This is a genomic window from Amycolatopsis sp. NBC_01307 (assembly GCF_035975215.1).
In the GTDB taxonomy this organism is placed as follows: domain Bacteria; phylum Actinomycetota; class Actinomycetes; order Mycobacteriales; family Pseudonocardiaceae; genus Amycolatopsis.
Genome location: NZ_CP108403.1, coordinates 2,453,056 through 2,475,981 on the forward strand (window position 1 = coordinate 2,453,056; position 22,926 = coordinate 2,475,981).

Annotated in this window: 14 protein-coding genes and 1 riboswitch; of the genes, 6 read left to right on the forward strand and 8 right to left on the reverse strand. The window is 72.2% G+C overall.

Annotated elements, in window-relative coordinates; translation table 11 throughout:
* Positions 1 to 32 precede the first annotated feature (32 nt).
* Both OG439_RS10790 and OG439_RS10795 read left to right on the forward strand, forming a co-directional pair.
* Complete coding sequence (locus tag OG439_RS10790; RefSeq protein WP_326949238.1) at positions 33 to 4,706, forward strand: RHS repeat-associated core domain-containing protein; 4,674 nt, start codon at positions 33 to 35, stop codon at positions 4,704 to 4,706.
* Between the two features lie 86 nt (positions 4,707 to 4,792).
* Positions 4,793 to 5,698: a universal stress protein gene (locus tag OG439_RS10795; protein ID WP_326949239.1), complete on the forward strand. Its 906-nt coding sequence runs from the start codon at positions 4,793 to 4,795 to the stop codon at positions 5,696 to 5,698.
* Positions 5,699 to 5,731: 33 nt separating this feature from the next.
* On the opposite strand, the gene OG439_RS10800 is transcribed toward OG439_RS10795, so the two are convergent.
* Together OG439_RS10800 and OG439_RS10805 are read right to left on the reverse strand one after the other, a co-directional pair.
* Positions 5,732 to 6,973 (reverse strand): exonuclease domain-containing protein, encoded by a 1,242-nt coding sequence (locus tag OG439_RS10800; protein ID WP_326949240.1) that lies wholly within the window; start codon positions 6,971 to 6,973, stop codon positions 5,732 to 5,734.
* Positions 6,970 to 7,674, reverse strand: coding sequence for a DUF6218 family protein (locus OG439_RS10805; protein WP_326949241.1), 705 nt, complete (start codon positions 7,672 to 7,674; stop codon positions 6,970 to 6,972). Before OG439_RS10805 ends, OG439_RS10800 begins: the two co-directional genes overlap by 4 nt.
* 236 nt (positions 7,675 to 7,910) lie before the next feature.
* Here OG439_RS10805 and OG439_RS10810 point away from each other — a divergent pair, with 236 nt between their 5' ends.
* Positions 7,911 to 8,456, forward strand: coding sequence for an EF-hand domain-containing protein (locus OG439_RS10810; protein WP_326949242.1), 546 nt, complete (start codon positions 7,911 to 7,913; stop codon positions 8,454 to 8,456).
* A gap of 148 nt (positions 8,457 to 8,604) precedes the next feature.
* The gene (locus tag OG439_RS10815; protein WP_326949243.1) at positions 8,605 to 11,169 is read left to right on the forward strand and encodes an ABC transporter substrate-binding protein; all 2,565 of its coding nucleotides are present in this window, start codon (positions 8,605 to 8,607) and stop codon (positions 11,167 to 11,169) included.
* 9 nt (positions 11,170 to 11,178) lie between these two features.
* On the opposite strand, the gene OG439_RS10820 is transcribed toward OG439_RS10815, so the two are convergent.
* The 4 genes from OG439_RS10820 to OG439_RS10835 all read right to left on the reverse strand — a co-directional run bounded on the left by OG439_RS10820 (position 11,179) and on the right by OG439_RS10835 (position 17,244).
* Positions 11,179 to 12,672 (reverse strand): carboxylesterase/lipase family protein, encoded by a 1,494-nt coding sequence (locus OG439_RS10820; protein WP_326949244.1) that lies wholly within the window; start codon positions 12,670 to 12,672, stop codon positions 11,179 to 11,181.
* Between the two features lie 46 nt (positions 12,673 to 12,718).
* Positions 12,719 to 13,315: a TetR/AcrR family transcriptional regulator gene (locus OG439_RS10825; RefSeq protein WP_326949246.1), complete on the reverse strand. Its 597-nt coding sequence runs from the start codon at positions 13,313 to 13,315 to the stop codon at positions 12,719 to 12,721.
* Between the two features lie 18 nt (positions 13,316 to 13,333).
* Complete coding sequence (locus OG439_RS10830; protein WP_247051428.1) at positions 13,334 to 13,744, reverse strand: VOC family protein; 411 nt, start codon at positions 13,742 to 13,744, stop codon at positions 13,334 to 13,336.
* Between the two features lie 86 nt (positions 13,745 to 13,830).
* A complete protein-coding gene (locus OG439_RS10835) occupies positions 13,831 to 17,244 on the reverse strand; it encodes a S8 family serine peptidase (protein WP_326949247.1) in 3,414 nt (1,137 codons plus the stop codon).
* Positions 17,245 to 17,633: 389 nt separating this feature from the next.
* Here OG439_RS10835 and OG439_RS10840 point away from each other — a divergent pair, with 389 nt between their 5' ends.
* Positions 17,634 to 18,044: a hypothetical protein gene (locus tag OG439_RS10840; RefSeq protein WP_326949248.1), complete on the forward strand. Its 411-nt coding sequence runs from the start codon at positions 17,634 to 17,636 to the stop codon at positions 18,042 to 18,044.
* A 79-nt stretch (positions 18,045 to 18,123) separates the two neighbouring features.
* Here the strand turns inward: OG439_RS10840 and OG439_RS10845 are convergent, their stop codons facing one another.
* The gene (locus OG439_RS10845) at positions 18,124 to 18,987 is read right to left on the reverse strand and encodes a serine hydrolase (RefSeq protein ID WP_326949249.1); all 864 of its coding nucleotides are present in this window, start codon (positions 18,985 to 18,987) and stop codon (positions 18,124 to 18,126) included.
* A gap of 107 nt (positions 18,988 to 19,094) precedes the next feature.
* Positions 19,095 to 19,976, reverse strand: coding sequence for a hypothetical protein (locus OG439_RS10850; protein ID WP_326949250.1), 882 nt, complete (start codon positions 19,974 to 19,976; stop codon positions 19,095 to 19,097).
* A 210-nt stretch (positions 19,977 to 20,186) separates the two neighbouring features.
* Positions 20,187 to 20,335, forward strand: a riboswitch (adenosylcobalamin (AdoCbl) riboswitch).
* Positions 20,336 to 20,403: 68 nt separating this feature from the next.
* Here OG439_RS10850 and OG439_RS10855 point away from each other — a divergent pair.
* Complete coding sequence (locus tag OG439_RS10855; RefSeq protein WP_326949251.1) at positions 20,404 to 22,926, forward strand: hypothetical protein; 2,523 nt, start codon at positions 20,404 to 20,406, stop codon at positions 22,924 to 22,926.

A 22,926-nucleotide genomic window follows, 5' to 3' on the forward strand; every position in this document is an offset into this window, starting at 1 on the left:
AGCGGTCCCCCCACTGAGGATGGTTCCACCACATGAGCAACCCGTTGATCGCGCCGACGCAGGATTCGACGAAGGCGTACTCGGGGATCTCCCTGCTGGAGACGGCGAACGACCTGAAGTCCGCGATCGAGAGCGGTGACTGGGCCTCGGTCGCGATGGGGGCGGTCGGCACCGCCCTCGACGCGCTGTCGATGGCCATGGACCCCTTCGGCGCGATCCTCGCCGCCGGGGTGGGCTGGCTGATCGAGCACGTCGGGCCGCTGAAGGAAGCGCTCAACGGCCTCACCGGCAACGCCGACGAGATCGCCGCCCAGTCGGAGACGTGGAAGAACATCGCGGGCGAGCTGCAGAGCGTCGGCACCGACTTCGGCGACATGGTCAAGGCCGACCTGCAGTCGTGGACGGGTCCGGCGTCCGACGCCTACCGGCAGCAGTCGCAGGACCTCGTCGCCCTGCTGGGGAGCGCGCAGAAGGGCTGTGAAGGCGCTTCCAGCGGCGTGAAGACCGCGGGCGAGGTCGTCGGCGCGGTCCGGTCGCTGGTGCGCGACATCATCGCCGAGCTGGTCGGGCACCTGATCAGCTGGGCGCTTCAGGTCGTGTTCACCCTCGGCATCGGCCTGACCTGGGTCGTGCCGCAGGTGATCGGCGCGGTCGCCAAGACGGCGTCCAAGATCGCCGACCTCGTCACCCGCCTCGTCAAGGCCCTCAAAGCGCTCATCCCGCTGCTGAAGCGGGCCGGCTCGCTGTTCGGCGACGCCGCGAAGGCGCTGAAGAACATCAAGCCCGGCAAGGTGTCCGCGCCGAAGAAGCCCCCGAAGATCGACGGCACGCCGAAGGCGCCGGAGCCCAAGCCCAAGGGCGGCGACAGCACCACGACCTCCGGCGCGGACGGGACGCCGCCGCCGAAGCACGACGGCCCGCCGCCCAAGAACGACGGCACGTCGCCGTCCGGTAACGGGACCAACGGCGACACCCCACCTGGCGGCCACGGCGGTGGCAACGGGAACGGCGGCGGCGGGAAGGGCTCGTCCGGGGGCGGCGGCACCAGCCCGTCGTCGAACAAGCCGGACAACCCGCGCGACACCGCTCCCGACCCCGACAACCGCGTCTGCAAGGACGACCCCGTCGACATCGCGAGCGGCGAGGTGATCCTCGAACAGCTCGACCTCGAGCTCGGTTCGCTGGTGCTGGCGCGCACGCACGTGTCGACCTACCGGGCGGGCCACTGGTTCGGCGTCTCGTGGTCGTCGACTGTGGACCAGCGGCTCGAGGTGGACGACGAGCACGTCTGCTACTTCTCACCCGCCGGCACGATCCTCGTCTACCCGCGCGGCGAGGGCGAGCAGCTGCCGCTGGAGGGCGCGCGCTGGCCGCTCACCCGCGACGGCGACACGTTCACCCTCACCACCGACGACGCGGTGCTGGAGTTCTCCGGCTCCGGGCGCGTGGTGCCGCTGCGTGCCTTCGAGGGTGAGCAGCGGGTCGAGGTCTTCTACGACGACTTCGGCACCCCGACCCTGCTGCGCCGCGAGGACGGCGTCCGCGTCGCCCTGCGGACCCGGCGCGGCCGGGTGAGCGAGGTCGTCGTCCTGGGCGACGGCCTGCCGGACGTCACGGCGCTGCGCTTCGAGTACTCCCCGCAGGGCCACCTGTCCGCGGTGACCAACTCCTCCGGGCAGGCGCAGCGGTTCGGCTACGACGAGGCCGGGCGCCTCACGTCGTGGCAGGACCGCAACGACGTCCACTACGCCTACACCTACGACGAGCGGGGCCGGTGCGTCCGCACCACCGGTGACGGCGGCTTCCTCGACGGCACGTTCGCCTACGACGACCACCTCACGCGCCACACCGACTCGTTCGGGCACGTCACCGAGTTCCACCTCAACGACGCGCGCCAGGTCGTGCGCGAGGTCGACCCGATCGGTGGCGTGACGCTCTCCGAATGGGACCGCTACGACCGCCTGCTCTCCCGCACCGACCCGCTGGGCCGCACCACCCGCTACGGCTACGACGAGAACGGCACCCTGACCCAGGTGCACCGGCCGGACGGCTCCGTGGTGCTCGTCGAGGGTGCCGCGGGCGGGCCCGCTGCGATCACCGTCCACAGTGGAGACACGACCTGGCACCGCCGGTACGAAGACGACGCGCCGGATCCGCGCACCACCCCGATGGGCGTCGCCACGCCCATCTCGCTGAGCGGCGACGAGCCGCCCGCGCCCGAAGGCGTGGAGCCCGACCAGTTCGGCCGGCCGCGGGCGCTGCCGACCGCGACCGGGACGGTCGCGCTCAGCTGGACCGTCGAGGGCCGCTCGGCCGCCCGGGTCGGACCGCGGCAGGAACGCGCGTCCTGGCGCTACGACGGGGAAGGCAACGAGACCGAGCACGTCGACGAGCTGGGCCGCGTCACCCGCCGCGAGTACGGTCCGTTCGACGTGCTCACGGCGCTCACCGACCCGGCGGGCGCGCGCACGGTGTACGGCTACGACACCGAGCTGCGGCTGACCTCGGTGACCAACCCGCAGGGCCGCACCTGGCTCTACCGCTACGACGAGCTGGGGCGGCTGCAGGCGCAGACCGACTTCGCCGGGCGCACCCGCACCTACGCCTACGACGCGGCCGGGCAGCTGGTCCGCTCCACCGACCCGGCGGGGCTGGTGACCACCTACCGCCACGACGTCATCGGCAACCTCGTCGAGGTGCGGGCGCCGGAGCGCACCACCACCTACCGGTACGACCCCGTCGGCCACCTGGCGCACGCCGCGAACGGCGAGTCCACAGTGGAGTTCGAGCGGGACGAGCTGGGCCGCGTCGTGCGCGAGACCGTCGACGGGCGCAGCGTGAGCTTCGAGTACGACGAGTCGGGCTACATCCACCGCCGCACCCCGGGCGACGCCGAGAGCACCTGGTTCTTCGACGACCTCGCCCGGCCGATCGGGCTGCTGGCCGGCCCGCACGCGATCGTCTACCGCCACGACACCGCGTCCCGCGTGATCGGCCGCCACGACGGGGCCGCCCAGCTCGGCCAGACCTACGGCGGCCAGGGCGAGCTCGCCACGCAGGCCGTCGCCGCCGGGAGCGTCCCGGTGCAGCGGCGGGCGTTCGGCTACCAGGCCAACGGGACGCTCGCGACGCTGCACGACGACGTCACCGGCACCACCGCGCTGACCCGGGACGCCGCCGGGCGCGTCGTCGGCGTCACCTCGGCGCAGGGCCGCGAGGAGTACCGCTACGACAACGGCGGCACGCTGCTCCCGCCCGCGGACCTCGCGGTGACCGAGGACGGCTACGGCCGGCGGGTCACCCAGGGCGCGGTGCAGTTCACGTGGTCCGGCGACCGCCTCACGGCGGCGGCCACGCCGGACGGCACGGTGTGGCGCTACCACTACGACCCGCTCGGCCGCCGCGTCGGCAAGACCCGCCACGGCGCCGACGGCAGCACCGCCACCACCATCTACACCTGGGACGGCACCACGCTCATCGAGGAGGCCGGGCCGGGCCGGATCGTCACGTGGGACCACCTGCCGGGCACGGTCACCCCGGTCGTGCAGCGTGAGCGGGACGCCCAGGGCACGCGGTTGCGCACGTTCGTCACCGACGCCGTCGGCACGCCGACCGACCTGCTCGACGAGCGGGGCGGGCTGGTGTGGACCAGCCGCCGCACCGCGCACGGCCGGGAGCTGACGGCCGCGCCGACGCCGCTGCGGTTCCCCGGTCAGTACGCCGACGCCGAAACGGGACTGCACTACAACGTCTTCCGCTACTACGACCCGGCGACGGCGCGGTACCTGAGCCAGGACCCGCTGGGCCTGGAACCGGGACCGGACCCGTACGCCTACGTGCCCGATCCGTACGCGGAGTTCGACGCGCTGGGCCTGATGAACTGCGGCACCAGCTCGCAGTCCGCGGGCGGGGGCAACGGTGCCCCGCAGACCCCGAGGGGCGGGCACGACGCCGGGAACACGGGTGGCAGTGACGGGAAGCCCACACCGCCGCCGCTCAAGCCGAAGCCGAAGCTAGGGCCCGACGGCAGGCCCATCGTGCCGCCCAAGCCGAAACCGAAGCCGCAGCTCGGGCCGGACGGCAGGCCCATCGTGCCACCCAAGCCCAAGCCCAAGCCGGACACGACGACGCCGTCGAGCAGCAAGCCGCCCCGGCCGGAACCGCCGCCGCAGAGCACGAAACCGAAGCCCGACACCTCGGCCGAGCCGAAGCCGGACACCCCCGGGCCGTCGAACCCGAAGCCGGACGCGGGCGGCGCGCCGGGCACCACGGGCAACCCGGCGTCGAAGCCGCCGCCGGGCAAGGACGACTTCCACCAGCCGCCGCCGGGCGCGAACGGCAAGCTGCAGGGGGAGTACACGTTCAAGCCGGAGCCGCAGAAGATCAGCGGTAGCAATTACGGCGACGTGACCCCGATGCAGGAGCACGTCTTCCAGGGCGTGATCGACGACAAGATCGCGAAGTGGAAGGCGGACGGCCTGATGGACAAGCCCTTGGACGTCAAGGTCTACTACCCGCCGGGCTCCAACCAGCTCAAGCTCGCCGGCGACGGCCACCACAGCTTCGCCGCGGCGATGGAGAGCGGCCGCCCGATCAACCTCCAGCTGTGGAAGCAGCCCGGCGGCGGCCTGGCCAACCCGCAGACCAGCTGGAACAACACCACCGCGCTGCCGGGGGTGCCGAAACCGGGGCAGTGGCAGAAGTAGCCGTCACCCCACCGGGCGTCGTCCGCGAGCCGCGGGCGGCGTTCGGTGCTTTACTCGGGTCCCGGACGAGGAAGGCGGGGACGCGGATGGCGAGCGCGACAGACCTGGTGGTCGGAGTCGACGGGTCGGAGCCGGCGTTGACGGCGGTCCGCTGGGCGGCGCGGGCCGCCGCGACGCGCCGCCGCGGGCTCAGGCTCGTGCACGCCACGGAAGAGCTGCCTGTGGCCTATCCGCACGCCGGCGGGACGTTCGACGATCTCTACGAACTGGTCGGCGCGCGCGGGCAGCGGCTGCTCGACGCGGCCCGGGCCGCCGTGGCCGGGGTCGCGCCGGACCTGACCCCCGAAGTCGTGCTCCGCCCGGAACAGCCCGCGGAGGGGCTGATCGCCGAGTCGGCGTCCGCGGCGATGGTCGTGCTCGGCACGCCGGGGCTCTCGACGGCCGCGCGGGTGCTGCTCGGTTCGGCGTCGCTGGCGCTGGCCGCGCACGCGGAGTGCCCGGTCGCGCTGATCCGCCCCCACGTCGCCGAAGACGACGCGCCCACCGAAGGCCCGGTGGTCGTCGGCGTCGACGGCACCCCGGCGAGCGAAGACGCGATCGCGGTGGCGTTCGACGAAGCGTCCTGGCGCGGCGCACCGCTGGTCGCGGTCCACGCCTGGCACGACACGTTCCTGGCGGCCGTCTTCGAAGAAGGCCGCCGCACCATGGACGGCACCGCGATCGAGCAGTCCGCGAACGAACTGCTCGACGAGCGCCTGGCGGGCTGGCAGGAGCGATATCCGGACGTCCGGGTGGAACGGCTGGTCCAGCGCGGCCGCCCGGCGCAGGCCCTGCTCGATCTGGCCGACCGGGCCCAGCTGCTGGTGGTGGGCAGCCGCGGCCGCAGCGGCCTGGCGGCGCTGGCCCTGGGCTCGACCAGCCAGGCGATGATGTCGTACGCACTCTGCCCGGTGGTAGTGGCCCGCGGCGGCACCCACCCGGCGGCGGAGTAGCCGACCGGACCGGCGAAGCAGCGAAAGACCGGCCTAGCCGACGAGCCGCGCGAGCGCCTGCAGGAAAGCGTGCTCCGAGACGACCGGGACGCCGCATTCGCGGGCTCGCTTGGCCTTGCCCGACATGGAGTCCGGATCGGCGGCGAGGACGCGCGTCTGCTTGCTGACCGATCCGGTGACGCGGACGCCGGCCGCGGCGGCTTCGGCCGCGATGTCGGCGCGTTCGCGCCGCATGGCACCGGTGAGGACCACTTTGTCGCCCGGTCGCAGGACGAGTCCGCCGACCTGGCGTTCCGGCCCCGGCGTCGGTTCCCGGACGGCGTCGCGTTCCTCGTCGAGGATCGTTTCGACGATCGCCGGGTCGAGCGCCAGGAGGATGGCGACGGTGAGCAGATCGTTCCGCTCTTCGTCGGTCACCACCTGGTCCGCCCAGGCTTCGCGCGCCAGGTCCCGCAGGTAGCTCAGGTGCAGGGCCACGACTTCGTTCTTGTGCAGGCCGAGGTCGTGGGCGATCTCGACGAGCGCGTCGCCTTCGGTGGCCGAGATCTGCCGGTCGAGCAAGGCGTCGTCGAGCATCGCGTAGTACGCGTCGACGGCCGGTTCACCGTCTCGCGGCATCCGCTCGACGAGCTTGGCCAGGAAGTGCGGTTCGACGTGCCCGATCGCCGTGCGGTGCGCCGCCGGGGTGTGGCGTCGCTCGAGGTGCGGCCAGGTCCAGTTCGCGGCGTGCAGCTGGGCATCGGTGACGCGCACGGCGTCCGGCGCGTGCCGCAGGAGGAAGCCGAGCAGCTCGCCCGCGCCTTGCGCGTCGGCGAGCGCGGTGTGCCACGCACGTTCGGGCAGGCCCGCGGCCGCACAGCAGTCGACCAGGGACCGCCCGGAACCCAGCCGCGCCCGGCCCGCGGCTCGCATGGTGCACAGCCCGGCGTCGGGTTCGAACGGCGTGTCGATGCCCAGCCGGCTGAACTCGGCACGCAGGTGCATCGCGTCGAAGGTCCAGTTGTGCGCCACCACCACGCGCCCGCTCAGCCGCTCGACGAGCTCGCTCGCGAGGTGCTCGAACCGGGGTGCCCGGCGGGCGTCGGCCGCCCGGATGCCGTGGATGGCCTGGGGGCCCAGGTCGCGCTCGGGGTTGACCAACGTCACCCACTCGTCGGTGACGGTGCCGCGCGGGTCCACGTGGACGATCGCGATCTCCGCGATGCGGTGGTGCCAGCCGGTGAGGATCCCGGTGGTCTCGGTGTCGATGACGGCGTAGCCGTGCGCGGCTTTCACAGCGGCAGCCGGTTGGTGCTGGCGGATCGGACCGCGGCCAGCCACCGGGGCGGCAGCGGATCGGGATCCCCGTGCGCGGCCCGCACGTAGCGGCGCCGGTTCTTCACCTGCTCGGTCTCCGCCCAGACGGACACCAGCCACCTCAGCGTGCGGGCGATCGACAGGACCTCGGACACCACGGGCGTCCCGGGTGCGGCCGAAATGCGCGCAACCCGCTGCAGGGAAGCGAAGTCCTGGACCTCGGCGTCGTCGGGAAGGTCGTGCGTCCACTCCAGGGGAGTGATCGTCTTGCTGTCCTGGCGTGCGGCTTCGACGGTCGCGGCGTACTGCTGCCGCCGCTCGGCCGTCTCACGGAACGCGTCCACCGGGGAGAACAGGTGCCGCTCCCACCCGCCGTCCTCGATGTCCACCTTCGCCGTCGTGGTCAGCCGGTCGAGCCATTCCCGCAGTTTCTGCGGGTGCACGGCGGCGATCGCCCGGCGCTCGACGAACGTCAGGACACGTCGTGCCGCGTCCTGGGAGCCGAACACGTCGTCGGCGGGGTAGATCCACGCTCCCGTCGCGTCGCCGGGCGGGCTGACGTGCCAGGTCGCCACCGACTCGATCCCGTCGTCGCCTTCCCCCACGCACAGCACCGCGCTTCCGGGCGCCCACAACGCTGTCAGTTCTTCGAGCGGTTCCACCGTGACCGGGTCCGTCACTGTGCGCCTCCTTCGTCGACCAACATCAAGTCGTCGGTGCGCAGCGGTTGTTACAACCCATCGATCCGGTGAGGCCGCGTCGCCCGATTCCCCTGGTTCTTTCCCCAACGGGTCATGCGTCAGCGTGTTGCCGGTCGCTTGTGGTTGCGCTGGGTGGTGATCACCGTTCTCGGCCGGGGTGGGTGGGTCCCGATTATCGTGACGCGCCGCAAGGTTTCCCCGACGAAAGGACCTTCGTGTCCCAGGATCTCCTCGAGCGCAAGTGGTCGAACTTCTTCCGGCACTTCGACGCCGACGGCAACGGTTTCATCGAGCACGAAGACTTCGTGCAGCGTGGTGCGCAGGTGGCCGCCGCGTTCGGGTACGCCAGTGAGACAGCCGCCGCGCAGGCCGTCACCGCGGGCTTCCAGCGGGTCTGGGAGTCCCTGGTGGGCAACCTCGACGCCGACGGTGACGGCCGGGTGTCGCGCGAAGAGTTCACCGGCGGCATGACGGTGTTCGCCGGCGAAGACCGTTACCAGGACCTGTTCCAGCCGGCGATCGACGCGCTGCTGGCGATGGGCGACGCCGACGGCGACGGGCAGCTCAGCCGGTCGGAGTGGGTGCGCCTGCAGGTCGGCTACGGCACTCCGGAGACCGACGCGGAGTACACGTTCGGCCTGCTCGACACCGACGGCAGCGGCTACCTCTCGCACGACGAGATCTCGGCCGCCACCCGGCAGTACTTCACCAGCACCGACGCCGACGCGCCGGGCAACAGCCTCTACGGGCCGCTCGCCTGACGCCCCGGGTGCCGCTGACCGTCCACAATGGTCGGCCGGCGGCACCGCGGTGGTGACCGCATCGGGGGACAGAGGTTCATCGATCGGGTAAGCGGGTGCTGCCTACTGTGGGGTGCTCAGCGAAAACCGATTTCGGAGGTCTGTCCCCGTGCCGGAGAAACCCGACACCGCGGTCGCGCTCACCCATCGGGCGATCGGGCTCCGGGCCTCGGACCCGGCGCGGGCCCGGGAACTGCTGGGTGTCGCGCTGGCGAAGGACGACGGCTACGAGCCGGCGTGGCGGTGGCTCGCCGAACTGGTGGCGACCGAGGGCGAACGGCGGTTCTGCCTCGAACGGGCTTACGAGATCAAAGCCGATCCCGAGACCGGTCGGGCGCTCAAGGCCGTGCGCACCACGCCGCCGAGCACGCCCGCCGACGTCGCCGACCTGGTGGAACCGGAGCGGCCGCCGGCCAACGTCCGCGCCGGCCGGGCGAAGGGCGGCTGGAAGAAGATCTGGATCGCCGTCGGCGCGGCCGTGGTCCTGGCCTCGGTGCTGGGCGTCTGGACGGCGGCGGGAGCCGAGCGGGGCGAGCCCGTCTACGTGGCGCTGGTGGCGGGGATGACCGGGGACAACGCGGTGACCTCGGCCCACATGGAGCACGCCGTGCGGATGCACCTCGACACCGTGAACGCGGCGGGCGGGATCCACGGGCACCCGGTGGAGCTGCTCGTCTACGACGACGCGGACCGGGTCGACAAGGCGATCGGGATCGCGCAGCAGATCGTCCGGGAGGACAAGGTCCTCTACGTCGTCGGGCACGGGAGCAGCGACACCGCGCTCGCGGCGTCGCCGATCTACCAGCGGGCCCGGATCCCGGCCATCACCCCGTCGGCCAGCTCGTCGCGGATCACCGACGGCAGCGAGTGGTACTTCCGCAGCATGTTCGGCAACCGGACGCAGAGCGACTTCATGTCGGTGTACGCCTCGCACGTCCTGGGCTCGAAGACCGCGGCCGTGATCTACGACGACGACGAGGACGGCCGGTCGGCGCACGACACCTTCCTGGAGTCCTTCGGCGAGTTCGGCCGGGTGACCGCCGAGCTGCCGATCTCCGCCGCGCCCGCGAGCCGCGCCGCGTCGGTCGACGCCGCGGTCGCCGCGCTCGAGGCGCACGACCCGCGTGAGCCGATCGTGCTGGCGTTGAAGGAGAAGAGCGGCCTCGAGGTGATCGACCGGCTCCGGTCCGCCGGTGTGACGGCGCCCGTCCTCGGCACCTCTTCGCTGAGCTCCCGGGCCTTCCACGACGCGTTGACCGGAGCCGAACGCAAGAGCGGGCGGCCGGGGGCGCTCACCGGCAACCTGTTCATGGCGACGCCGCTGGCCCAGGATTCGCTGTCCGGCCCCGCGCAGGTGTGGGCCGACGCCTTCGAGCAGCGCTACGGCGAACGCCCGCTGTGGCAGGCCGCGACGGCCCGGCAGGCGCTGAACGTCGGGCTGCACGCGATGGAGGTCGGCGGGCTGGGCTTCGACGGGAACCACCGGGCTGACGACCGGCAGCGGGTGCGTGACTCCGTGGCGTCGTTGAAGGACCGGAAGAACTCCTTCCCCGCACTGCTCGGGCCGTTGTACTTCAACGCGAGCGGGTCGGCGCAGATGGCCGTGTCGGTGGTGACGAGCGACGGCGCCCGGTTCGTCTCGGCGCCCGTCCAGTTCACGATCTACGAACCGCCGTCCGGTGACGCGCTGCAGGCGGGGCTGGCCGACGGCGAGGTCATCGCGGTCAAGAACCGGTACCTCAGCCGGCGCCAGGTGGTGGCGACCGGCATCAACCTCAACGAGGTCCGCGACCTCGACACGACCGACGGCACGTACTTCGTCGACTTCTTCGTCTGGCTCAAGTACACCGGCAACAACGGCGCGGCCGACGTGCAGTTCGTCAACGCCGTCAAACCCGACCTGAAGCTGGGGGAGCCGCTGCGCGACGTCACCGAGGACGGGCGCACCTACCGGCTCTACCGGGTGGCCGACCGCTTCAAGAGCAGCTTCGAGTTCCACGACTTCCCGTTCGACCACCAGCGGCTCACCGTGTTGCTGCAGAACCGGACGCAGACCGCGGACCAGGTCTCCTACGTGACGGACAAGGAGATCCTCGACCAGGACCCGCGCGCCTACCTGCGCAGCGGCGCCGACGCCGAGGCCACCATCAACCAGGTCCCCAACTGGGTCGCGTCCTCGGTGCACTTCTTCCGCCAGACGGTCGGCAGCAGCGACGCCTTGGGCGACGGCCAGTCCGCCGGCGCCGCCACCGGGATCTACTACAGCCAGTACGCGGCCGAGATCGAGATCGAGCGGGACACGCTGCCGTTCCTGATCAAGAACCTGCTCCCGCTGATCCTGCTGATCTGCGTCACGTACCTGTCGTTGTTCTTCAAGGCCGCCGACGGCAGCGCACCGGTGTCGATGGGCGTGACCGCGATCCTCAGCACCGCGGTCCTGCTCAACAACGTGACGTCCCAGCTGCCGTCGGTCAGCTACATCGTGGCGCTCGAATGGGGTTACTACGCGTTCATCCTGCTGGCCGCCGGTTGTGTGCTGATCGCGATGCTGCGCAAGCGCTTCGCCACGCTGAAACGGGACGACGCGGAACAGACCCTGCGCCGGGCGGCGCGCATCGGCTATCCGGTCTACCTCCTCGGCATCGTGACCATCTTCATGTTCGCCTTCGGCTGAGGCAGGCCGCTACCGGCGGCCGTCCCAGGCGGCTCGCTCGGCGCCCGCGGCGTCCTGGACGACCCGGGTCTGCTCGTCGTAGACCATGGTCGTCCGCCCGTCGCGGTCGTACCGGGGCCAGCCGGGATCGCCCGTGGTGGCGAAGCGGACGAAGTCGGCGTGCACGCGCCGCGCCAGTTCCCGCGGGGGACGGCTGCCGAACCGGTCGATCGCGGGCGCTCCCAGCGCCATGACCGTTTCCAGGTCGTCGCGCACGAACGGCAGGTCGACGGCGTGGAACGCGCCGGAGCCCGGCGGGATTCCCTCACGCTGCCAGCGGAACTCGTAGAGCCACGACGGCTCGGGACGCGCTTCGAGCAGGCGGATCGTCGGGATCCGGAACCCCCAGTCCGTCCAGCCGGCCTCGACCAGGGCGGCCAGCCCGCGGACGTGGCGGGGGCCGTCGCGGTAGGCGCGCACCGTCGGGGCGTCCATCCCCAGCGTGCGGCGCAGGCCCAGGCGGATCAGCGGCGCCACCGGGCCGGCGACGCTCGTGATGCCCTCGATCAGCGGCGCGGCCTCGTTGCGCACCGTCCCGGCGAGCAGCGGGACGCCCGGCGCGGCACCGGCGGACCGGACCGGGTTCGCCGGCAGGAACTCCGTGCCGTGCACCCCGCGGAACGGGCTGAGCAGCAGCGCCCGGCGATCACCCTTGACCAGGCCTAGTGCGTACCGCTTCAGCGCCTTGAACGACGCCGCCGCGGTGCGCTCCAGGCCGACCGCCGACAGGCCCGCCACGGTCGGCGCGACCCCGAGGTCGCGCGCCACCTGCCGGGTCACGCGCCACGCCTCATCGACGTCGACGGACGCCATCGAACACCCGCTTTGGGCTATCGCCCCGGCGAACGCGCCGCGCGAAGCGGGCAGTGCGAGGTGGTTCATCACGCTGACGCCGCCGCCGGACTGGCCGAAGATCGTCACCCGCGCGGGGTCCCCGCCGAACGCGGCGATGTTGCGCTGCACCCAGGCGAGCGCCGCCGACTGGTCGCGCAGCCCGAGGTTGTCGTGACCCTCGCCGAGGTACAGGAAGCCGTCGATGCCCAGCCGGTAGTTGATGCCGACGTGCACGACGCCGTCGCGCGCGAAGTTCCTGCCGCTGTAGCCGGGCAGCGAACCGGCGCCGTAGATGTACCCGCCGCCGTGGATGTGCACCACCACCGGCAGGTTCGCGCGGCCGGGGTCGGGGGTCCACACCTCGAGGGTCAGGCAGTCCTCGCCGGTCTCGGTCGCCGCGTAGACCGCGCCGAGCGGGTTCTCCTCCGCGACCTGCGGCGCGGCGGGCCCGGGTGCGGTGGCGTCGCGGACGCCGTCCCAGTCCGCGGCGGGCTGCGGCGGCAGGAACCGGCGCGGCCCGAACGGCGGGGCGGCGTAAGGGATGCCGCGGAAGTGGTGCAGGCCGTCGATCTCGAGACCCCGGACCACGCCGTTCTCGGTGCGGACCCGCGGGAAGGCGACGCTCGTCATCTCCGCAGCCTCCCGACTCGACGGCAATTAGTCAAGCCGTACTAATTTACGCGTCGAGGATGCGGTGGGCCAGCCGCTTCCACGCCGCGAGGTTCGGGTCGCTCCGGTGGTCGCGCGGCTCGAAGGTGTAGGTCAGGGCGACCCCGCGCATGCTCGCCAGCAGCACGGGCGCGAGGTCGGCGAAGCCGGGGTGCGCGACGCGCTCCGGCCCGAACAGGCCGGTGATCAGCTCGCGGATGTGCCGGCCCAGCTCGTGCTCCGGCGGCCGCAGCGCCGCCGCGAGCTGCGGGTTGTGCTGCGCCGCGACCCACAGCTGCAGGGCGGCGGTGAAGAGCGGGCCGTGGAAGGTGAGCCAGATCTGCTCGACGGCGTCGTCGATCGTGCCGGCCGCCTCGGGCACGTCGACCTGGCCGGCACGCTGGATGGCGAGGTGCTGCACGGCGGCGATCAGCAGGTCGTCGCGCGAGGGGAACTGGTGCAGCAGGCTCCCGCGGGACACCCCGGCGCGTTCCTGGATGCGCGAAGTCGTCGTCGCGGCGTAGCCGTCCTCGGCGAGGCAGGCGACCGCGGCGGCCAGGATGCGCTCACGCGTGTCCCAGGCCCGCTTCTGGACGGGCAGCGGCGCGGGCTGCGAGGTGGCCATGGCCCGAGGTTAACGGGCTCAGCGTTGTTCCTGGATGCGGATCAGGTTGCCGGCGGGATCGCGGAAGGCGCTGTCGCGGACGCCGTAGGGCTGCTCGATCGGCTCCTGGACGACCTCGGCCCCCGCGGCCTGCACCTTCTCGAAGGTGGCGTCGAGGTCGGGGGTGGCGAGCATGATCCAGCCGTAGGTGCCCTTGGCCATCATCTCGGAGATGGTGCCGCGCTCGGCGTCCGTGATGCCGGGGTCGGCGCCCGGGGGAGCGAGGAGGAGGGACGTGCCGGGCTGGCCGGGCGGGCCGACCGCGATCCAGCGCATCTTGCCCTTACCGACGTCGCTGCGGACCTCGAAGCCGAGGACGTCACGGTAGAACGCCAGCGAGGCGTCCGGGTCGTCGTGGGGGAGGACCGTCGTGTGGATGGTGATGTCCATGGCGCTCACGCTAGCCCGCGATTCCGCGCCCCGGACGGCGACGGGCCGCTGGCTCCCGAGGGGGAACCGGCGGCCCGGTGCTCGGCTCAGCCGATCCGGTAGTGGTACGGCAGGGTCGTGATGACCTCGCCGGTGCCCTCCTCCGGCAGGCCGGTGGAGCCGGTGGGCAGGGTCGGGACGGTCACCAGGTTGAGGTGGCCGGTGACGTCGGTGCCGCGGGCGCCGGCCGGGGTGATCGTCACCTGGATGGTGGCCGTCCGGCCCGGCTGGATGATCACCGGCGTGCCGCCGGTGCCCGCCGGGTCGATCGCCTGGTCGTACGGGTCTCCGGTGGACGAGGTCACGGCGTGGTCGAAGCCCGCGGTCACCAGGGACGAGGTGTAGCTCGCGTGCCCGGCGGGGGCGCCGGACGGCCCGAACGGGCCGAGCTCCTGCACGTCGGCGAACCAGATGCCCTTGGTGACGTAGCCCTTCTTCTCCCCGATCGTGGCGACCGAGACGGTGCTGCCGGCCTGGGCCTGTTTCAGGTCGCCGAGCACGTCGATCCCGGCGGCCGAGCTCTGCAGCTCGACCTGGGCCGGCCTGCTCGACGAGGTGGCCACCGTCAGCTTGCTCGTGTCCGGCGGCACTTCGTAGACCGGCGCGATCGCGCCCGGCTCGGGCAGGTCGACCTCGGTCTGGCCGCCGACCGGGACCGGCTGCAGCGTCTGCGCGGTGTTGGTGCGCGCGTCGACGCCGATCGCGATCGGCTCGATGCCGGTGTTGTGCACGGTCACCGGCACCGTGACCGCCTTGCCGGCGGCCAGCTTGCCGCCGCTCGGCAGCGCCGGCGCGGACACCGACACCCGGTCGAAGGCGACCGTGCCGGTGAACGGCTGCTGCAGTTGCTTGCCCGTCACCGGGTTCTGCGCCACCAGCACCAGGTGCCAGCGCCCGGGCAGCGGGTTCGCGTCGGTCAGCTGCAGCCCGGTGCCCTGCGACACGGTCGTCGGCGAAGCGAGCGAAATGTTGCTGGTGACGTCGCCGAGCTCGCCGTTCGGGTCGACCAGGACGCCGTCGACGACGGTGCCCGGGTCGGCCAGGTGCACGGCGACGTCGAGGTCCTTCTTGCCGTGGGGCACGTCGAACTCGTAGCTGAACGTCTGCGCGGGGGAGAACGCGCGGGCGTTGCCACCGGTGATGGTGCCGCTGAAGGCCCCCGGGCCGTTGCCGGTCGGGATGAGCGAGCGCAGCACCGCGGACACGGACGTCTGGTGGCCGTCGGAGCTGCCGAAGGTCACCGAGTAGTCCGCGTCGCCGCCCGAGGCCGGGGTCGGCAGGGCGATCTTGACCGGCTTGGTCTGGCCCGGGGCCAGGGTCAGGAGCTGGGGCGAGACCTGGCCGTAGGGCACGGCGCGCTGCGCGTCCGCGGCCAGCTGGATGTCACCGGTGTACCCGGACGCGCCGGCGACCGAGTACAGCACCGCCGTCCAGGTGCCCGCGGCCGGGTGCCGGACGTCCACGTTGGCGTAGTTCGCCGTCGCCGCACCACCCTGCGGGCGGCTGTTCGCGACGAACGTGCCGTCCGGCGCGAGCAGCGTCAACCGCACCACCGGGGTGACCGAAGCGCCGTTGACCGTCTTGGGGCTGCCCTGCCACGCCATCCTCGACAGCAGCCGGTCGGTGGCCGGCGGGACGCTGAACTTCACCGTCTTCTGCGCCCACTGCGCGCCGTTGTAGTAGGTGAACGTCGGCAGCTTGGCCGCGTCGAACGGCACGGTCTGGGTTTGCGTCGACGCCGTCGCGAACCCGCGCGTGCCGGTGGACACCGTGAGCGGCTTGGCGCCGACGTTCGACACCTTGACCGTCGCGGTCTGGGTGCTGCCGGGCGCGCCGTCCAGGGTCAGCTGGTCGGTCGAGAGCGCGATGTTCGACGACACCCCGGCCGGGGCGCCGGTGGTGCCGGGCGCGGTCGACGCCGCCTCGACGGCCGCGCGCGCGTCCAGCAGGCCGGAGCCCTGCTCGTCGGCCGGCAGGCCGAGGTCGCGCGTGGTGCCGGTGATCAGCTGCTTGATCAGCGCCGGCGTCGGCGACGCACCGTGGTGCGTGCCGCGGTAGGCCTGGATGACCAGCGCCGCGACACCCGCGGTCAGCGGCGCCGATTCGCTGGTGCCACCGAAGGATTCCAGGTCCGCGCCCTGCGGCGGCGACTGGAACGTCTGGCACTCCGCGTAACCCGGTTCGCAGTCGGCCCAGTTGCCCTCGCCGGGCGCGACCAGGTCGATCGTGCGGCCGTTCTGCGTGATGCCGGAGGAGGACAACGCGGAGATGTTGTCGCTGACCCACTTCCCGTTGGAGAACGGGAAAGCCGCGTACGTGGTCTGCGCGTACAGCCGGTTGTCCGTGGTCGCGCCGGCGGAGATGACCAGCGGGTCGGTGGCCGGGCTGCCGATGGTGGACGTCGTGCCCGCGTCGCCGCTGGAGGTGGTGACCGTGACGCCGGCGGCGACGGCCTCGTCGTTGAACACCTGGAACAGCTCGCGCGAGCTGGTGTCCGGGTACTGGTTGAGGCCGAGCGACTCGTTGATGACGTCGACGTGGTCGACCGTCACCGCGTAGTCGATGGCCTGCAGCACCGCGGAGTTCGTCGCGGTCGAGCCGAAGACGTTGAGCCCGACCAGGCTCGCACCCGGCGAGACGCCCTTGACCACGATGGTGCAGCCCGGCGGCAGCGGGTGCGCCTGGTTCACGAACTTCGACAGGTCGTGCACCACGGTGCCCTGCGCGGCGATCGACGACGCGTCACCGAACGCCTCGGCACCCGCGTCCGTGGTCGCCGGGCCGTCCCCGGAGAAATCCTGGTAGTCCGCGAACACCTTGGAGCCGTCGGGCCGGATGAAGTCGGCGTAGTTCGGGTCCATGTTGTCGGCGAGGAAAGCGACCTTCACGCCGGAGCCGTCGGCGAGATCGGACGCGCTCTTCGAGCCGTCGGTGCTGTAGGCGTGGATCGAGGTGAGCGCTTCCGGCTCCAGCAGCGGCTTCGCGGGGTCGGCCGGGCAGATCGCGCCGGGCGCCGTCGACGTCCGGGGCTGCGCGCTCGGCGCCGCCCCGCTCGCCGCCGCCGGCGGTGTGCTCGGCGTGGGCAGCGTGACCTTGCTGTCGGGCAGCACGGACGCCACGGCCGGGTCCTGCGCGAGCGCGGCGGCCTGCGCGGGGCTGACGGTCGCGGAGAAGGCGTTGCCGACCGCGAAGTGCTTGACGTTCGCCGGCGCCGGGCCGGTGAGCTTGCCCAGCACCGCGTTCTGCGCTCTGGTCGCTTGGTCGCGTCTGCTCCCGGACGCCGCTTTTGTCGGTGGCGCTGACGCGATCTGGTCGCCCAGCACCACGATCACCGCCTGCGACGCGGTCCCGGCGTTCGCCGCGGGCACGGCCGCACCGGCCGGCTGAATGGATCCGGCCAGCACCAAGCCACCGACGGCGGCCAGAATCGCCGGCCGGAGTATGAGCGACGAACGCCGCATATGCAGCTCCCTGGTCGTAGGGGTTCAAATCCAGCAGATCCGACTAAATCGGACTCCCTTTCGAGACTCGATTTCGTCGCCTGGCGACTATTGCGGTTCGACGTCCCGTCCACAAGCGACAATGGTCGGCGATTCCGCGCGATTCCGTGCCGCAACGGGCGTTACATCCGCATTGACCGATGTCATGAGTGGCTGTCGGCGAGTTGGAAAATTCTTGACACCCATCGACGAATTCGCCCGCCCGCTGCGGCCCGAGGGGCGTCGGCGGGGCGTCCGTTTCCCACTCGTCCGGCGGAATTCCCCGCACTCGTCCGGCGCTACCTGCGGGATGTCGCGCTGGGTATCGTCCCTGTGTCGTACAGAGGAACCACCAGTTCCGGAGGTAACCCATGCGCAAGAGTGCGGCCCTGGTTTCGACCGTCCTGCTGGCGGCGGGCATCGGTGTGCTGACCGCCGGACCCGCAGCGGCCCTGGGCGGCGAGACGTACGGGTGCCAGGTCTCACCGGGCCCGGTGGGCTCCTACACCGGGAACTGCCACAACAGCGCGAAGTTCCACGGCCCCTACTCGGCCGGATTCTCCGTCGGCGGCGCGGCCGCCGGCACGACCTACACCTGGCACGTCCCGGCCGGCTACCAGACCGCACCCGGCCTGTGCGGCACGACGTCCGGCTGCCGGGTCGACGGCCTGACCGGCGACGACGAAGTCACCGTCTCGGTCACCCTGACCCAGGCCGGCGCCACCGAAACCCTGACCGCAACGGCGTTCATCCTGGCAGTCTGCGGCAACGTCTACTGCTGACCGGCTGCCGTCCGTTCTCTGGTGCAGAACCTGCTCGACCTGGTCGGCGCCGGGCGGGTCTGATCCCCGTTTCCTGCGGTCACTTGCCTCCCGCGCCCGTGGTCGAACCGATGTCGATCCGGCCGAACAGTTGCTGGGCCACGGACTTGCACACTTCGGCACCGTAGTGGTGCTCGTCGCCCTGGTCCGGGTAGTGCACCATGACCGCGAGCACCCAGTGGTCCCACATCGCCAGGCAGTTCACCGTCCACCAGGTGCCGTGGCGGGTCCAGCCGTTCTCGACGGCCGGGTGCAGGCCCGCCAGGGCCGGGGCCTCCGGGATGCCGAACGCGGTCGCGGGGTCGGCCGACCGCATGAGGTCCAGCAGCTTGGCCCGCCACCGCGGGCTCAAGCCCGGACCGCGGGCCACGCACCGGCCGAGCAGGGTGGCCTCGGTCGCCGGCATCGTGGTCTTGGACCACCAGTTCGGGTGAATGGTCGTGTCGTGCAGGCCGCAGGTGCGGATCATCCGGGCGATCGAATCGTCGCCGCCGAGCCGGAGGTAGAGCGTCTGCGCGGCACGATCGTCGCCGGACCGGATCATCCGGGTCACCCGATCCTCGTCCCCGGCCGAGATCCGCGACTCCCGCGAGGCCACGTAGTCGACCGCGAGCCAGCTCTTGATCATGGATTCGGTCGTGGTGCGCAAGGTTCCAGCACCGACCACGGTGCCGGTGGCCGTCTCGCGCAACGCCCAGGACCACTCACCCCGGACGTCGACCGCCACCTCGGCCGCCCCCGGAACCGGCGTGGCCGCCCGCGTCCTCGGGAACGACGGCGGGACGTCCGGCGCCGGTGACGTGCCCGCCGCGGCGGGCACGTTCGCGGAACGAACGCAGACCGCCGCGGCGAGCGCGCCGAGGATGACACCGACCAGGACGACGACGAGCGCGGAATTGCGCATCGAAACTCCCTCGCCTGGGCCATGGACCGATGCCGCGGAATCACGGCAATTCGAGTGCGCTTTTCGGAAATGCGGAACATATCAGAATCCGGCGGTGACGCGGATTCTCAGCGATTGAGCTGAACGGAGTTCAGCAACGCCAGCGCGGCCTGTTCGTTGGCACGCGAACTGTCGATTTCGAGGGTGTAGGCCCCGAGCGTCCGGTGCTGGTGCACGGGCAGCGGGTCCTGCGGAAAGCTGCTGTCCGCGGCTCTGCTGGTCAGCGACACCGTCAGCGAGAAGCATCGGCTGTCGAGCGGGGCCTTCCCGACCTCGGAGGCGGGGCAGAGCACGAGGGTGTTGGTGTCGGGCTCGCTGGTGAACGTGCCGACCTGCTGCCCGTCGGGGACGTGCAGCGACTTGAGCGGCGACGCGATCACCGGCGGTGTGGTGTGGATCTTCCCGAGCAGGGCCAGCATTTCCACCGCTGTCACCGGTTTTGTGGTCGTCACCCGGATCCAGCGGTCCGGGCCGTCCTGCCACATGACCGACTGCGGGTGCGGAATCTGGTCGGCGGCCGAGGGTTTCGTGGCCAGGGCGCTGTGAGGCGCGGTGCCGTCCCGGACGTCGATCTCGAACGCGTACCGGTGATCCTGCGCGTAGTGCAGGCCGGCGAAGTGCGGCTGGACGGCCCAGAACAGCAAGTCCCAGGAGCTGTCCTCCAGGCTGATCGCCGGCGCGGCCGGGGGCACCTTCCCGGCGGCCGGCGGCTGGGTCACCGTGGCGGACGGCGGGCTCGCGAGCGTGGCCGGTGGCACCGCGGCGGTACCGCGGTCCTGCGCCCAGAAGACCCCCGCGCCGACGGCGGCCACCGCGAGCGTCACCGCGGCGACGCTGGCCGTGTGGCGCCGCCGGACCCGGCGTCCGGCGACGGTCACCACGGCGTCGGGATCGGACGCCGGCGGCTCCTGGGCGTCCGGCGCGCGGCGCACCTCGTCGAGGTCGGTCATGGCACGGTCTCCTTGCCTTCGTCGAGCTGGACGTGCAGCGCGCTCAAGCACCGCACACCTCTCAAGAGGCCACCTGCCCCGCGTTCTGTTGCAGTTGTCTTCGAGATCGTCCGGATGGCCGCGCGCGTCCCCGGTGTGGTGAAGGCGACGTGAGTTCTGCCGTTCCCGTTCGGCTGACCAGGTGTTAGTGTCGGCTCGCTCAGTCAGTACAACTTCATGTTTTCTGCCCGTGGCAGGGGAAGCCGGTCGAAGTCCGGCACTGTCGCGCAACCGTGGGTCACCTTGGGGTGACGAGTCGGATTACCGCCTCGGGCAGGTGTTTGTCGAACCGCTGTCGCGCCAGCAGTGGGTGGACGCCCGGCCTCCCGTGGGGGGCCGGTCTCTCCCTGTGTGTGTCGCGCCGGCGTCTGGGGAGAGGAAGTATCACGTGGCCGGCAAGCGGTTCAGGCCCATCGCGGCCTGGGTGTCCGCCGTCGTCGTGTTCACCGTCGGCTCGGTGACCCCGGCCTTCGCCGGTGATCTCGCGGCCTCGAAGCCGACGTCGAAGTGGCTCGCCGCGCAGCTCGCGCCCGACGGCACCCTGCAGAACCCGCTCGGTGGCGCGCTGCCCGACCACGGCCTGATGATCGACACGCTCTTCGCGATGTACGCCTCCGGCGACGGCGCGCTGGCCGCGTCCATCGTGAAGTACCTCGACGACGACCACCACGCCACCGACTACTACACGTGGGACGGCCTCGTCCCCGGCCAGGGTTACGACGCGATCATCACCGGTGGCGCCGCGGCGAAAGTGCTGGTCGCCGCGGAAATCGCCGGGCGGGACCCGAGGTCCTTCGGCGGGCACGACATGGTCGCCGAGACCCTCGGCACGATCGCGCGTTCGGGCGTCGACAAAGGCCGCGTCAGCGACTACTCGAAGAACCCCGACTTCAAGGACTTCGTCAGCAACAACGCCAACGTGTTCGGCCAGGCCCTGGCCGTGATCGGGCTGGCGGGCGCCGGCCTCGCCGATCGGCTCGTGATCGACACGATGCTGAAACAGCAGTGCTCGGACGGCTTCTTCCGGATCTTCTTCGGCCTCATCCCCACCACCGAGACCGGCGACCAGGTGACGCCGGACGGCCACCGGATCTCGACGTGTGACGAGGGCAAGCCGTTCGACCAGTCGACGCCGGACGGCGACGCCACCGGTATCGCGCTCTCGGCGATGCTCGCCGCCCGCGACGCCGGTGCGGCGAACCTCGACGCGCCCATCACCAAGGCCGTGCGGTGGCTGAAGGCGCACCAGACCGCGAGTGGCGGCTGGGGCGGCGGCGTCGGCACCGAAGCGCCCAACACCAACAGCACCGGCCTGATCGTGCAGGCGCTCGCCGACGCCGGGTGCGCGGACGCCGCGATGGCCTCGGGGACCGCTTTCCTCCGGTCCGCCGAAGCGACCGCGGCCGACGCGGGCACCCCGCTCGGGGATCAGCTCGGCGCCATCGCCTACACCCCGGCCGAGTACCAAGCCGCGCGCACCACGGGGATCGGCGGGCTCGACACCTGGATCCGCGCGAGCGCACAGGCCGCGCTCGGCCTGTCCCAGGTCGGGTTCCACGACCTCACCCTCGGCCACGCCGGAGCGCAGGGGCCACCGGACCCCGGCTGCAGCCCGCCCGGTCCGCCGCCACCGCCGCCCGGCGAAAAGCCCGCGCCGACGGGGGATCACGCCGTGAAGCCGCCGTTGAGCCCGAAGGCCGGCACCCCGGCGGTGCGGCCCGGTTCGCCGCGCGGCACCGTGGTCGTCCCCGTCGATGCCCCGGCGCCGGTGACCGGCCCGACCCCGGCCGACCGGCTGGGCGGCTACCTCGCGAGCCGGCTCGTCGACGGCGACCACGTCGAGGTCGCCCAGGACGGCAAGACCTTCGTCGACTACGACCTGACGGCGGATCTCGTCCTCGCCCTGCACACCCTCGGGCAGCAGCCGGACGCCGCGGCCCGGGCGTCACGGTTCCTGCTGAGCCCGGACTCGATCCGGGCCTACGCCCACGGCGCGCCCTACGAGCAAGGCCAGGCCGCCTACGCCGAACCGCTGGCCAAGCTGCAGATCGTCGCCCGGTTCCCGGAATCCGGCGCGGACGCGGAGGCCGTCGGGCAGCTGCGCACCGACCTCGCCGCGCTGCGGACCGCGTCCGGCGAGTTCACCGACACCGGCGAGTTCGCCGACACCACCGGCACCCTGCGGCGGCACACCTGGGCCGCGCTGGCGACCACGGCGGGCGCCGACCTCACCGAGGCACCGACCGGCATGCTGATCGCGCACCAGTGTGCGGACGGGCTCTTCCCGGCCGTCTTGACCGGAAAGCCGTGCGCCACCGGCGATCTCACCGCGACGGCCGCCGCGGTCGAGGCGCTGAACGCCGTCCCACGCGACGGCCGGGCGCCGGGCAACGTCCCGCCGGCCGGCTGGACGCCCGAACACCGGCAGGCCCTCGAGTCCGCCGCCGCGGCGCTGACCACCCGGACCGGACCCGACGGCACGGTCGCCGCGGCGGGCGGGCAGCCCGATCCCGTGCTGACGGCGGCCGTCGCCGGCGGGTTCAGCGCGGCCGGGCTCGACGCGAGCAAGGCCGCACAGGCCCTCGGCGCGCTGGTGCTGGCCGACGGCGGGTTCCCGAAGACCCCGGGCGGGCCGGGCGACCCCGGCGCGAGCATCGCCGCGGCGACCGGGATCGCCGGGCGGACCTGGCTCGACGCGGACGGCTCCCCGCTCACGACGGCGGTCCGGTTGCCACTCGCCCAGCCGCTCGCCGCAGGTAGCCACGGCGGTGTCGTCCCGGCGCCGGCCGCCCTCGGCAGTCCGGCGCTCTGGCTGGCCTTCCGCCTGTCCGGTGCCGCGCTCGTCCTCGCCTTCGCGCTGGCCGCCGGCCTGCGCCACCTGATCACCCGCACACCACGCACCAGGGGGTAA

Excerpts from the sequence above, each read along its gene's own strand:
- OG439_RS10790 (WP_326949238.1), top strand. The coding sequence starts at position 33 with ATGAGCAACCCGTTGATCGCGCCGACGCAGGATTCGACGAAGGCGTAC.
- OG439_RS10795 (WP_326949239.1), top strand. The coding sequence starts at position 4,793 with ATGGCGAGCGCGACAGACCTGGTGGTCGGAGTCGACGGGTCGGAGCCG.
- OG439_RS10820 (WP_326949244.1), bottom strand. The coding sequence starts at position 12,672 with ATGACGAGCGTCGCCTTCCCGCGGGTCCGCACCGAGAACGGCGTGGTC.
- OG439_RS10825 (WP_326949246.1), bottom strand. The coding sequence starts at position 13,315 with ATGGCCACCTCGCAGCCCGCGCCGCTGCCCGTCCAGAAGCGGGCCTGG.
- OG439_RS10830 (WP_247051428.1), bottom strand. The coding sequence starts at position 13,744 with ATGGACATCACCATCCACACGACGGTCCTCCCCCACGACGACCCGGAC.
- OG439_RS10835 (WP_326949247.1), bottom strand. The coding sequence starts at position 17,244 with ATGCGGCGTTCGTCGCTCATACTCCGGCCGGCGATTCTGGCCGCCGTC.
- OG439_RS10840 (WP_326949248.1), top strand. The coding sequence starts at position 17,634 with ATGCGCAAGAGTGCGGCCCTGGTTTCGACCGTCCTGCTGGCGGCGGGC.
- OG439_RS10845 (WP_326949249.1), bottom strand. The coding sequence starts at position 18,987 with ATGCGCAATTCCGCGCTCGTCGTCGTCCTGGTCGGTGTCATCCTCGGC.
- OG439_RS10850 (WP_326949250.1), bottom strand. The coding sequence starts at position 19,976 with ATGACCGACCTCGACGAGGTGCGCCGCGCGCCGGACGCCCAGGAGCCG.